At 53.0% G+C, this 12,217-nt stretch carries 9 protein-coding genes and 2 pseudogenes; 5 read left to right on the forward strand and 6 right to left on the reverse strand.

Annotated features, from left to right (window positions below):
* The first annotated feature begins 342 nt into the window (after window positions 1-342).
* From X474_RS27275 to X474_RS13495, 3 genes and pseudogenes are all read left to right on the forward strand, one after another.
* Window positions 343-528, forward strand: a complete 186-nt coding sequence (locus X474_RS27275; RefSeq protein ID WP_353743132.1) for a TAXI family TRAP transporter solute-binding subunit — start codon at window positions 343-345, stop codon at window positions 526-528.
* Window positions 515-1,219: pseudogene (locus tag X474_RS13485) on the forward strand (TAXI family TRAP transporter solute-binding subunit); the annotation flags it as partial. The gene X474_RS27275 and the pseudogene X474_RS13485, both read left to right, overlap by 14 nt.
* Window positions 1,220-1,805: 586 nt before the next feature.
* Complete coding sequence (locus X474_RS13495; protein ID WP_056009631.1) at window positions 1,806-3,296, forward strand: lipopolysaccharide biosynthesis protein; 1,491 nt, start codon at window positions 1,806-1,808, stop codon at window positions 3,294-3,296.
* A gap of 70 nt (window positions 3,297-3,366) precedes the next feature.
* On the opposite strand, the gene X474_RS13500 is transcribed toward X474_RS13495, so the two are convergent.
* The 3 genes from X474_RS13500 to X474_RS13510 are packed head-to-tail and all read right to left on the reverse strand — an operon-like array spanning window position 3,367 to window position 6,779.
* Window positions 3,367-4,284: an AEC family transporter gene (locus tag X474_RS13500; RefSeq protein WP_044349615.1), complete on the reverse strand. Its 918-nt coding sequence runs from the start codon at window positions 4,282-4,284 to the stop codon at window positions 3,367-3,369.
* A gap of 24 nt (window positions 4,285-4,308) precedes the next feature.
* On the reverse strand, window positions 4,309-5,583 hold the full coding sequence (locus X474_RS13505) for a glycosyltransferase family 4 protein (RefSeq protein WP_044349616.1): 1,275 nt from the start codon (window positions 5,581-5,583) through the stop codon (window positions 4,309-4,311).
* Window positions 5,580-6,779 carry a glycosyltransferase gene (locus X474_RS13510; protein ID WP_044349617.1) on the reverse strand — a complete coding sequence of 400 codons (1,200 nt, stop codon included), beginning with the start codon at window positions 6,777-6,779 and terminating at the stop codon, window positions 5,580-5,582. The genes X474_RS13505 and X474_RS13510 overlap by 4 nt, the downstream gene beginning before the upstream one ends.
* A gap of 160 nt (window positions 6,780-6,939) precedes the next feature.
* Here X474_RS13510 and X474_RS13515 point away from each other — a divergent pair, with 160 nt between their 5' ends.
* On the forward strand, window positions 6,940-8,052 hold the full coding sequence (locus tag X474_RS13515) for a glycosyltransferase (protein ID WP_052515194.1): 1,113 nt from the start codon (window positions 6,940-6,942) through the stop codon (window positions 8,050-8,052).
* Window positions 8,053-8,064: 12 nt separating this feature from the next.
* The gene (locus tag X474_RS13520; RefSeq protein WP_044349618.1) at window positions 8,065-8,988 is read left to right on the forward strand and encodes a glycosyltransferase family 2 protein; all 924 of its coding nucleotides are present in this window, start codon (window positions 8,065-8,067) and stop codon (window positions 8,986-8,988) included.
* A 699-nt stretch (window positions 8,989-9,687) separates the two neighbouring features.
* Here the strand turns inward: X474_RS13520 and X474_RS27610 are convergent.
* The 3 genes and pseudogenes from X474_RS27610 to X474_RS13535 all read right to left on the reverse strand — a co-directional run.
* Window positions 9,688-9,783 (reverse strand): annotated as a pseudogene (locus X474_RS27610) (SEC-C metal-binding domain-containing protein); the annotation flags it as partial.
* A 98-nt stretch (window positions 9,784-9,881) separates the two neighbouring features.
* Complete coding sequence (locus X474_RS13530) at window positions 9,882-10,151, reverse strand: ogr/Delta-like zinc finger family protein (RefSeq protein ID WP_044349620.1); 270 nt, start codon at window positions 10,149-10,151, stop codon at window positions 9,882-9,884.
* Between the two features lie 183 nt (window positions 10,152-10,334).
* Window positions 10,335-12,083, reverse strand: a complete 1,749-nt coding sequence (locus X474_RS13535) for a radical SAM protein (protein ID WP_044349621.1) — start codon at window positions 12,081-12,083, stop codon at window positions 10,335-10,337.
* Window positions 12,084-12,217 lie beyond the last annotated feature (134 nt).

Consider the following 12,217-nt stretch of genomic DNA (forward strand, 5'->3'; position numbering starts at 1 on the left):
TTCTTGATTTGTTAAGTAAATATGCATTATTGTTTTAATGTTACGTTAAGCAACAGTAAATATAGGTAAAAGCTTTCACCTGAGGCCCCTGTCAGGTTCTCGGAGATCGTAGAACAAAGGAACCAGCCGCATGGAAAAGTTCAGATACCTACAAAAGTGAAGAGTGCCGTTTGTTTTATGATTGCGATGGGAAAAAGGTAAAATTAGTCTTAATTTCAGCTTTTTAAGTTGGCTAAGGGAGTAGTTTTAATGTCCAGACAACTAAAAGTATTTTGCATTGCCACCGCAATTTGCCTTTCACTTATGATCTGCTCCACAAATGCCTCGGCCAAATCAATAGCCATGGGCACTGGAGGCTTGAAAGGGGTTTACTATCCGGTTGGCAAGGCGATTGCCAAGCTGTTTAACGGAAAAATACAAGGGACAAAGATTGAGGTGTTGTCAACTCAAGGGTCTGTTCAAAATATCGGGGATCTCATCTCCGGCAAGGTTGGCTTAGGTATTTGTTCAGGCAGATGTTGCCGATAAGGCCTACAAGGGGAAATTGCCTTTCCAAAAGGGGAAGCCATATAAGGGATTGCGGGCCATAATGTCATTGCATATGGAGCAAATGACAATACTTGCCCGCGAAAAATCAGGTGTAAAGAAGCTGACTGACCTGAAAGGAAAAAGGGTGGCTGTTGGAAAACCCGGGTCGGGAACTTATGAAAATGCGAAATTGGCCTTAAGCGTCGCTGGGATGACCTTTAAGAATTTGGGAAAGGTTTATAAAATAGGAGGCAAGGAAGCGGCGGCAAAATTTGAAGAGGGTAAGCTCGACGCCATCTTTTACTTTGTAGGTAATCCGAATAAATATGTAAAACAATTATGCAAGTCGCGTAAGACCAGGATCCGTTTCGTCCCCGTCCCCAATGTAATCGAAAAGATATTAATGAAGAATAAATATTATAGCACGGGCTATGTTTCAAAATATTTTTACAGAAATTCATTGAATAAAGTTGGAGCTGAAACTTTTGGGATAAAGGCGCTTCTGGTGACTGATGCTAAAACCTCCAACAAAACAATTAAGAATTTGTTGGGTTGTGTGCTTGATGATTTTAAAAAATTTAAAAGGCAACACCAGAGCTTGATGTTATTAACGCCCACTGGAATTACAGAGGGGATTTCCATTCCCTTGCATCCAGCGGCCAAGGCGGTCTTTAAAGCCAAAAAACGGTAAAAATTTGTCCACTTCCGGGAGGCTGTGACTTTTATAAACGGCCATTCATCTAACTGCCTGATTTAACGCTGAAGGTGAAATGCATAGGTTTGCCTTATGCCGAAAGATGAATGGAGTTAACAATGGTTTTTTGAGTAATTACTAATATACGGCCTGCCCATGCGGCTGTCTGAAGTGATGTGGTCAGGTTCAAGTCGCGCAGCCTCTTTTAAACTTACCTGATTAGTATGTTTGCGTTCTGGTTAATGTCTTAATGATCCGCCGGTTTGCAAGTAAAGGGCCGGACCGCGCGGTGAACCGCCAAGATTAACGATCAAATCCGATCGGCCTTTTCTCCTGCCCGGGCCTGTGGGTTGCCAGGCCTGATCAGGCCGGGGAAATTTCTGCCGCACCTTTAAAATAAATGGATTTGTCCGTGCCGGCAAAGGGAAGCCGGACTTTATTTTGCAGTTTCCGCATCCCTTGGTTGAGGAGTGGACCGGCTTGCCAACTTTCGGGCTGTGTGCCAGAATGCAAGCCCAGAACGAGTTGATTTCCGAACAGATCCTTGCATGCCATTTTAACTTTTTAAACAGGGCAACGTCTTTTGATAATCCGCAATACACTGGTGGGCTGGTCATCCATGGCGGTTAACTTTGCCGTGGCCCTGGCCTCGGTCCCTATTCAGGTCCACTACCTGGGTAAGACCGGCCTGGGTGTCTGGCTTTTGCTCATGAATATGTGGGCCTTTATGCTGCTTTTGGATCTGGGAGTTTCCCAGTCCCTGGCCAGGCATGTGGCAGACGACCTGGTGAGAGACGATATCGACTCCCTGGGCAAGAGCGTTTCAACCAGCCTTGCCATGTATTCAGTTCTTGCCCTGGCCGCAATTTTGATCTACCTGGTGCTGGCTTTTAACCTGGACAGGTTTTTTAATATCCCGCCTGATTTTCTTGATTCCGCCACCTGGGCCATGTTGCCTTTGTGCGCGGTCACGGTTTTCAGTTTACCGGCCAAGATATTTGAAGCCCTTTTGTTTGCCAGGGAAGAGCTCTATATCTACCAGTCCGTGGTTATGACCACAGTGCTGGCAAGGCTCGGGCTGATTTGGCTTTTCCTGCACCAGGGCTGGGGGCTTTTGGGGGTGGGGCTCAGCTTTGCCCTGGCCGGATTCTGCGAGTTTGCCATGACCGGTTATTTCAGCTTAAGGGGCATGCACGCTTCGGCCTGGTTAAGGGTGAGCTGGGATTGGGCCAGAGCCCGAAAAATGATCATCTATGCCAGAGATGCGCTTTTGATCCAGTTGGGGCTTATAGCAAGGGCTCAGCTTCCGGTCCTGATACTCGGTATATTAAGCACCCCCGTGGCGCTGGCCTATTTTGGGGTGGCCATGCGGCTGACCACCCATGCGGTGAGCCTCTCCACTGTGGTTGCCAGGGCGGTGCAGCCCAAGCTTTCCCTGCTCAAGGCGGGTGACAAGGATGAAGACATGGTGCGGCTGCTTAAGCGCTCCACCCTGTATGCCAGTTATTTCGCCGGTTTTCTTGGCCTGGGCCTTTACTTTCTAAGCGAGCCCTTTTTGGTGCTCTGGCTGGGAGAAGGCTTTGTGAAGAGCGCCAAGGTTGTGAGAATTTTAGTGGTCCCCCTGGTGATGCTGATGTCCCTGGGGCCCTCGGAGGCCGTACTTTTCAGTATCAAGCGCCATGGCTTCACGGGCATTTTGAATTTGATTGAAATTGCGATAATGGGGCTGGTTATTTTTGGGTTGGTTCAGGAAAAGGGTGATATCGGCGCGGCCATTGGCTTGGGCCTGGCGCTGTTGCTTCTGCGGCCCTGGGTTTTGCCCTGGTATGTCTGTCGCAAAACCGGGGTGAGGCTAGGGGAATTTTGGCTGCAGGGAATTTTAAGGGCCTGGCTGCCTCTTCTTTTAATTGCTCCCCTGTTGGGCTTTTTTTTACATACATGGCCTGTGCATGGTTGGTTTGGGTTCGTGGCGGTATGCCTGGGCCTTGGTTTGCTCTGCGGCCTTGTTTTTATTTTTGTGGTGATGGGCCCTGTGGAAAGATCTTTTTGGCTGCAGAAGCTCTCCTTTTTTTAACTGATCGGAAAAAATAACCATCCGACGGCCCGGCCGCCGGATGGTTATATCCATTAACTACACTTTACAATCAGGGAACCAGGACCATCAGCCAAAGGCTGAAGGTCAGGGCTGAAAGTGCGGTGGTGAGGCTCACCATGGTGGAGGCAAAATCAGAGTCTCCACCCATCTGGTCTGCAAAGACCACGCTCAAGGTGGCGGTGGGTGAGGCCACTATAAGCACCGCCGTGGTCAAAAGAAGCCCTGAATAACCGAACATGCTCAAAAGGCCCCAGGCCAGGGCGGGGAGTATAAACAGTTTCATGAGCATGGGAAGCGCCAGCATGGGAAGAGGCGCTTTTATGCGGGTTTCCCCCAATTTGGCGCCTATGATCAAAAGGGCCAGGGGCACACCCATGCCTCCCATGATTTTAAGGGTTCTTCCCACCACGCCGCTAATATCAATACCCAAAAAGGATATGGTCAGGCCGATCAGAATGGCGATGATTATGGGGTTGGTGGCTATGGCCTTGACCTGCTCCAGGGGCTTGGCCTTGGTTCCGGCCAGGTAGGAGAGGGTTATCACGGTTATGGCATTTTGCAAAATGCTCATGACCCCCACCAACAAACCCGAGGCCGCCACCCCTGGGTCTCCCAAGGCATAGAGGATAACCGCCAGGCCTACGAAACCGTAGTTGCCATGCACCGAGGTTTGAATCCAGGTGGGGCGGGTTGATTCGTTGTTCTTGAAAAAGACCCTGGACAACTGCCAGGAGACCAGCCAGCAGAAGAGCATGGCCCCCATGGTGATGGCCAACTGCACCGGCTGCCAGAAGTCGCTGACATGGGTTCTGCCAATGGCGTTGATCAAAAGGGCGGGAAAGGCGAAGTTAAAGGCCAGCTTGTTGGCCGGTTTTTGAAAAGACTCGGGGATCAGTCCTCTTTTACCACCTATTACACCAAACAGAATAACTATGAATATGGGAGCAATACTTGCAATGATCTGCATTTTAAACGTTTCTTTCCAGAGTTATCAAATGCCTTGGATCAGTTGATCCAGATGGCGGGCCAACTCGCCGGTAAGGCGGCGGCGTTCGAAAAATAAAGGAGGGTTGGCAAGGCCGGTTGGAGGGCCAACCAGCCAGTTGGTTAAAATATCGGCCAGGCCTTGGGCATCCTTGGGCAGGGACACCTGGCCGGCTCCGGCGGCTTCAACAATGGCCGTGGCCGCGCCCAAGGGGGATATGGCCAGAACCGGCCTTTTGACCGCCAGGTATTCAAAGAGCTTGGCCGGGATCATTCTTTCCAGGCCCGGAAGATCGGCCATGGTCATGACCAGGGCATCTGCCGCGGCCATGCGCTTAAGCACCTGGTCATGGGGCTCATAAGGCAGGTAATCCACCTTGAAATCAGGCAGGCCTGGATCGGTTTTCTGGCCGGGCACCACTCTGCCGACCACCTGTAAAGATATTTTTTGCCGGTCCTGGTCTTTCATCAGGGCCAGGCCCCGGAAAAGGTCATCTAAGGGGTGCGACTCAAATACCGTGCCTGTGTAAAGAAGATTAAGCCTGCCCGGTTCGGGGGCCGGGGGGAGGTCTTCATCTGCCGGGGATGTAAAGTCATCGGCATCATAACCGTTTGGTATCCAAACGTATTTTTTGCTTGGCCCACCGTGGGTGGCAGCCAGGCGGCTGGTCATGCCGGGCGTGTTTCCGATCACCAGCCCTGCTTGCCCGACCAAGCTGTGTTCCAGCTTGCGCACCATTTGACGCCAAAAAGCACCGCCGCCGTGGCCTTTGAACCCCTTGGTGAAGAATCCGCTCCACTCATCCCGAAAATCCAAGACCAGCGGTAAATTCAGAATTTTGGCAGCCATGGCTCCGAGGATAAAGCTGGAAAAAGGCGGAGCAGTGACCATTATCACTTGGGCTCGGTCCTTGCGGGCGGCCCTCAGCAAACCGGGCAAGGCAGTGGCCAGCCAGACAACCTGGTGGTCTGGAAACAAAAGGGAAAGAGCCATTTCCTTGAGCAGTTTTTTGACTCCCCCAAGATCTGTTTTGGCCTGGCCGACAACGGCATCGGCGGCCTTGCCTCCCAGGTTGATTATAGGCAGATGATGCACCTTAAGCCCTTGGGGCAGGTCTTTTTCATGGGAAGGGTCTTTGAGCGGGGCATAGGGCTCCCTGGGGGTGGCTACAATTGGCTCCCAACCAAAGTATCTTAAGTATTTTACAAACTTAAGAACCCTTTGCACTCCCGCGCCGCCTGTGGGCGGAAATACGTAGCTTATGATCAGGACCCGTTTCAATGCTCTGCTCCCGCGGTTTTTCGCATGGTTTTCAGGATGCGGTCAGCGCCGCCCTGCCAGGACCGGTCTTTGACAGAGTCCACCAGGGTCTTTTCCGGGAAGTTTTTATTCAAAAGCATTTTAAAAGCCTTGGCCAATTCATCCGCATTTTCAGGCTCCACTAAAAAACCCTGTTCTTGGTCCCGCATCAGGGCCGGGACTCCACCCACCCGGCTGGCCACTACCGGCCTGCCGGTGCTCAAGGCCTCCAGAACCACATTGGGCTCGCCTTCACTGAGGCTGGGAAGCAGCAAAAAATCACAGGCCTGCATGTACCTGGCCACTGTTTCATGGGGCTTGGCCAGGGCGAATGTCACCCTTTGGCTGATCCCCAGTTCAGCGGCTTCGGCCCGCAGGGAGGCTAAAAGCGGCCCCTGACCCACCAGAACAAGGTCCAGCTCCGGAGTTTGGGCCAGGGCCTTTAAGGCATAAGTGATCCCCTTAACCGGGTCTAAGTTGCCCACAAACAGAGCCAGCCTGCGGGAAGGGTCAAGGTTGAGCTTCTTTTTGATTTCAAGCCTGTCGGCTGGGTGAAACAGTTCAGAGTTGACCCCGTTTCCCACCACCTGGATTTTATCCTCCGAAGCCCCCATTTCAACCAGAGTCTCTTTAAGGTGCCTGCTCACCGCGATCAGGGCCTGGGCCTGAGTTATGGTCTTGTGCAAAAGGGCTTTTCTGGCCGGATCTTGACCCAGTTTCAGAACATCACTGCCATGAACCTTCAAGGTAAGGGGAATGCCAAGCCTTTGGGCTGCCAAAAGGGCCGCGTAACCATCCGGATATAGCCAGGTGGCAAAAAGCGCCTGAGGCCTTATCTGTTTGTTCATGCGGGCAATTGCCCCCCAAATAGAGGCCAGGTAGGCCCTGCCTTGCCAGGTGCGCATCAATCGGGGCAGATACCAGAATACAGGCCTTTTCACCGGGATATCCGGCACCGGCTCCTCAAAGTCGTTTTGCCTTTTATTACGCAAAAGCGGCCAGGGAATCGGAGCCACCAGCCCCAGGCGGCAGAGATCGGCCAGGGCGGAAATCTGCTGCCGGTTAAAGGCGTATTTCAGGGGCGCGTAAGCGCTGGGATACAGGCTGGTCACGGCCAACACCCTGAAATCATCAGCGCCTTTTGGCCCCTCGGCTGATATGGCGGAATTTTGAATCATAAAAAAAGAGTTTAGCACAGAGCTGTGAATAAGGCTTTATTGACTTTGTGAGAATTGTGGGTCTAATGAATAGAGTAGAGTTAAATTAACGTATAATTCTTAAGAGAAAGGTTTTAAACAAGCGGTAAGGGAGACCGCAAGGACCTTATCAAAGGAACCCATGGAAAATAAAATAAAAGTTCTCCAGGTAGCCACTTCCCTCCATACCGGCGGGGCGGAACAGGTGATAATCGATCTGCTGAAATGGGGGCCTCAGGCTGGTTTTGAAAACCAGGTGGCTGTGTTGGTGGAGGAAGGCGAATTGGCCCGGGTGGCCAGGGATCTGGGCGTGGAGGTCCATTGCCTGAGCAAGCGCCGGGGCCGTGACTGGAGCATGGTGGGCGCGATTTTACGTTTGGCCAGACGGATCGGGGCGGATCTGATCCATGCCCATAACAACGGAGCCGGGCTTTACGCCGCCCTGGCCGGAAGATGGGGGCGCATACCTGTGGTGACCACCCGTCACGGACTCTACATCAAGCCCGGCACCGGGCTTTGGCTTTGGCGCTTGGTGGGCTTTTTAAGCACCAAGATGGTGTGTGTGGGCGCGGATGTGCGCGACCTGGCCATTGACAGGGTGGGGCTTTCAGAAAAACGGGTGCGGCTGATCTTTAACGGCGTGGACCTTAAAGGCTATGCCCCGGACATGGAGGCAAGGTCCCTGATCAGAGAGGAGCTGGGTCTTTTGACCGGCCAGGCCCTTTTGATAACCGTGGGCAGATTATCCCAGGTCAAGGATCAGGCCGGTATGCTCCAGGCTTTGGCCCTGCTAAAGGGTATTTCACCCCTGCCGGTTCTGGCCCTGGTCGGTGACGGTCCGGAGAGAAACTCCCTTACCGCCCTGACCGAGGAATTGGGTGTAAAGGACCATGTGAGGTTTTTGGGTGATCGCAGGGATGTGCCCAAGCTTTTGGCCGCCTCTGATTGCTTTGTCCTGAGTTCGGTCAGCGAAGGGATCAGCAAGGCACTTTTGGAGGCCATGGCAGTGGGGCTGCCGGTTGTGGCCACCAACGTGGGAGGAAACCCGGAGCTGGTGTGCCCCAAACAGACCGGACTTTTGGTGCCCCAAGGAGAACCAAAAGCCCTGGCCCAGGCCCTGGCTACGGTTCTTTTGGATGGAGGTCTGGCTCAGAGGTTGGGCCGGGCTGGCAGGGAAAGGGTTAAAAAGAGCTTCGATGTCAGGGCCACTGCCCAAGCCTATGGCGACCTTTTCGCCGAACTTGTCAATAAATAAGGAGGAGACTCCATGACCCGCCAAAACGGGCCTCTGGACATAAGCTTTGTGATTATTACCTATAACGATGGCGCAAAGCTCTCCCGGGCCATTTCTTCCGCTGCCCTGGCTGCTTATGAAAGCGGCCTGACCCATGAGATATGGGTGGTTGACAACGGCTCGATGGATCACACCAAGGAAGTGCTCACAGCCTATGAGGAAGTTTTGGGCGGCAACTTGAAAACCCTTTTTCTGGGGACCAACACCGGCACCACCTATTCCCGCAATCGGGCCCTGGAAAAGGCGCTTGGCAGATATATCTGCGTCATGGATTCAGATGCGAGCTTTCTGGATAATGACCTTAATCCGGTGTTAAATCTGTTGGCGGATTTGAAGGGGGTTGGATTGGTGGGGCCGCGTATTATCATGCCTGACGGCTCCACTTATAATTCGGTCAAGCGCCTGCCCACCCTTTGGGACAAGCTGGCCAAACTGCCCCAGATCTTCCTACACACCGCCCCGCATAACCGGGACTGGTACGATGAGTTCCCCTTTAACGATATAAGGCCCGTGCAAAGCGCCATAAGCTGCTGCTGGCTTTTCAGAAAGGATCTTTTTCAGCTTTTGGGGCCTTTGGATGAGCGTATTTTCTATGCGCCGGAAGATGTGGACTATTGCCTCAGGTCCTGGAAAAAGGGCAGGGCGGTGGTTTATTTCCCGTTTTTACGGGTGCTGCACCACACCCAGCAGATCTCCCATAAAAAGCCCCTTTCCAAAACAGCGTTAAGCCACTTCAAGGGTCTTTTGTATTACCTGGCCAAGCATGGCTATTGGTTCAGCCGCAAGGGAATTGTTCAGAAATGGGTGACACCCCTGGCCCGGATCCTGGGGCCCGAGTTGGCCCTTTGGCAGGAGGAAAACCATTTATTAAGCCCCGGAAAGGATACAAGGCCTTGATCCGGGGCTTTAGGCTTAAAATTTTCAGGATTCTTCCCGGTCCCCCATGTAACCCTGGCGTTTTTTAATGGTTTTATTTATTTCTTCTTGGGATTCCTGCATGAAACGCATGGTTTCCTCGGCCAGGGGCACCAGCTCTTCCTTTTTACCCTTGGCTATCACCTTGCCCGGCAGGAGTTTTTCCTTTTTGGCTAAAAAGGCCACGATTTCATCCTCTGCATCCAGCTCAACTCCGAATTTTTCGGAAAGTTGAACCAGCCGCTCGCCGAATTCCTGAGGGTGCTCCAGAATTTCAACCGGTATGGAGGTTTCACTGGCAAGGGCCGAACCAAAACCGGGGGTCAGGGCCGAACCTTCGATCAGGTCCGCGGCATGGGCAAACTCGTGAATTACAGTGGATTCATTTACATCGGGAGTCAGGGCGACGTAAATGTGCAATGGGTCCAACACCCTGGTTTTATAGGGGTTGATCAAAAGCCCCCCCGGACCTTGAGGTGTGGATTTGGCGTTTTTCATTGATATGGCCTGGTAGGCGTCCAGATCCACCAATTTGATTTTAATTTTTTTCCCTGCCGCTGAGGTGAACTCAAGGGAGCGGGCCATTTTTTCGGCCCCGGCGTGCCTGGCAGGGGGGAGGTCTCTTATTTTTAAGGCCAGCTCGCTGGTTTCAAACTTCATCCGGTCTTCCAGAATCTTGTCTTCGCGGCCCATATGACAGTTCTTGAATTTTTTGCCGCTGCCGCAGGGGCAGGCATCATTCCTACGCACGTGGCTGAAATCCATGACAAGCGCTTCTTTCCGGTTGGCTGGCTCCCCTTGGCTTGGCCTTTGGGGGAGGTGTTTAAAAAAACCGGGGAGCCAAAAATTGATTCCCCGGTTTAAGATGGATCGAATTATTCTTCAACTATTCCGTCTTTGCCAGCAAGCGGGGTGTTAACCGGGAAAGGCCCCAACTGCCCGGTATTGGGATCATAGCGGTGGCGGTAGCCTGCCTTGATGCCGATTTTTTTGAGAGTGAAGTCCCAGCTTCTTTTGTAGTATTCGCACTCGTCGTTGAAACAGATATAAAGATGATCCGTACCCCAGCTGTAGGTGGCAGGTGACTCCCACCTTTTCATTTTGGTGTTGCAATGGGGGCAGATGGTCTTGTCTTGTTCAGTCATGATCTTCTCCCTTATTGAGCCTGGGGCGGTGTTTTTTAAAGGCTGCTTCAGTGCCTTGTTAAATATGTATCCTTAAGAGGGCCGAGGCAAGCTTAAGAACCATAATTCTCATTAAGTATGTTTAGACTATGGGTTCAACCCGGGGAAAACAGGCCGTAACCGCCAGTGCGGACGGGCGGCTTTTCAGGCCTTTTCATGGCCGCAGACCCCGCAGCGGGTGCATTTGGCAGGGTTGCAGTCCGGCGACTGTTTTTCCTGCTCCGCCCTTTTAGCCTCGGCCAGAAGATATGATTTGGTGATTTTGTGGTCCACAAAATCCCAGGGAAAGAGCTCATCTTCCATCCTTTTGCGATCCGCATAAAAACCGGGGTCCAGATCCAGGGCGGCAAAGGCCCTTTGGGGATTGGGGTCCTTGGCCAGGGTCAGCAAAAGAGGGGCCAGGCGGCGGTCACCGCGAGACAGAACCGCCTGTAGCTCGGCGTATTTGGGCACATCGGCCACTATTTTCAGGTTGGGCATGCCGGCCAGTTCTTTTTTGACCCGGTTCATGCGTTTTTTTACAGTCTTAAGGGGAGCCATCGGCTGCCACTGAAAAGGGGTCCAGGGCTTGGGAATAAAGGCGTTCATGCTGATGGTCACCCGCCCCAGATACCCCCTGGCCCTGGAGAGGCTCACCACCTGCTGCCTTATGCGTTTTATGAGCCCTATCATTTCGGTTATGTCTTCTTCCGTCTCTTCGGGAAGGCCGACCATGAAATAGAGCCTTATGTTCGGAACCCCGCCCTGAATCAGTTTTTCCACCCCCCCGGCCAGGTCTTCCTCGGTCAAGTGCTTGTTTATGATTCTTCTCAGCCTGGGGCTGCCCGCCTCCGGGGCCAGGGCCACGGTCTGGTGTCGGCTCTGGGCCAGGGCCCTGACCAGATCATCGCCCAGCCGGTCCGCCCTTAAGCTTGAGACGGAAATCTTGCCGCCGAGCCTGATTACCTCACTGGCCAGATGATCTATGCCTTCAAGGTCGCTGGCCGCTGCGCAGACCAACCCGATTTTGTCCCCGTTTTTCGCAGCCTCAAGGGCCGGTTCCATGAAATCGTCGGCATGCCCCAACCTGGGGGGGCGATAGATGTGACCGGCCGCGCAAAAACGGCAGCCATGGCCGCAGCCGCGCCCCACCTCCAGGAGCTTCATATCCGCCAGCTCCGGACCCTTGGACTGGAATACACTTTGGGCCATTCCCTTGGCAGGGCCTGTGTATTTGGGTGCTTTGATGCGTTCGGGCAGCCCCTGGGACGGGGTGAATGCTTTCAGCCTGCCGTCCGGGTGATAAAGAGGGGTGTAAAACATAGGCGCGTAAAAACCGGGGGCATTTTTTGAAAGATGGAGCAGTAATTCCTCCCTGGATTCCGTGGGAGCCTCTTCAAGGGCCTGGATAAAGGGGTCCAGGATTACTTCGGCCTCTCCCAATAAAAAGCCGTCCATCAAAAGGGCCAGGGGCTCGGGGTTAAGCATCATGGCCACACCACCGGCTATCACCGGCGGGCCGTTTCGTTTTTCCGCCCAAGGGTCGAGCCCTGCCATCTCAAGCATGCGTACAAGATTGGGGTAGTCGTTCTCAAAAGATATGGAGGCCAGGATCAGGTCAAACTCGTCAAGCGGCCGACAGGATTCCAGAGTCAGAAGCGGGGCCTTGGCTTTTTGTTGTATCTTGAGACCGGCCCGATCGGGTAAAAAGGCCCTTTCACAAAGGGTGTCCGCCCTTTGGTTCAACATATCATAGATCACGGCCAGGCCCAGGTTGGCCAGGCCCACCTGATAGGTGTTGGGGTAGAGCAGGGCTACATTGAGCCTGCCCCCTGGTTCCTTTCTTACCCAGCCTGTTTCCTCCTTGAGGAGGTTTGCATGGTATTCTCTTACGGGCCAGAAGCGTTTAGCCACTTTTTTTCAGCCTTTTGGGGGTGTTGTATTAATAGGCAATTGATTACCATATAAAGGCCCCAAAGGCCACGTGTGCACCCCGGCTTGACGTCTTGCAAGCGCCCTGTCAGTCTTGAAACCACAAGCTACTGTCA

The sequence above is a fragment of the Dethiosulfatarculus sandiegensis genome (assembly GCF_000931935.2).
Taxonomy (GTDB): domain Bacteria; phylum Desulfobacterota; class Desulfarculia; order Desulfarculales; family Desulfarculaceae; genus Dethiosulfatarculus; species Dethiosulfatarculus sandiegensis.

What these genes read in the sequence shown, in the direction of transcription:
- X474_RS13500 (WP_044349615.1), bottom strand. Translation starts at nt 4,284, where the DNA reads ATGCAGATCATTGCAAGTATTGCTCCCATATTCATAGTTATTCTGTTT.
- X474_RS13515 (WP_052515194.1), top strand. Translation starts at nt 6,940, where the DNA reads ATGGAAAATAAAATAAAAGTTCTCCAGGTAGCCACTTCCCTCCATACC.
- X474_RS13530 (WP_044349620.1), bottom strand. Translation starts at nt 10,151, where the DNA reads ATGACTGAACAAGACAAGACCATCTGCCCCCATTGCAACACCAAAATG.
- X474_RS27275 (WP_353743132.1), top strand. Translation starts at nt 343, where the DNA reads ATGGGCACTGGAGGCTTGAAAGGGGTTTACTATCCGGTTGGCAAGGCG.
- X474_RS13510 (WP_044349617.1), bottom strand. Translation starts at nt 6,779, where the DNA reads ATGATTCAAAATTCCGCCATATCAGCCGAGGGGCCAAAAGGCGCTGAT.
- X474_RS13520 (WP_044349618.1), top strand. Translation starts at nt 8,065, where the DNA reads ATGACCCGCCAAAACGGGCCTCTGGACATAAGCTTTGTGATTATTACC.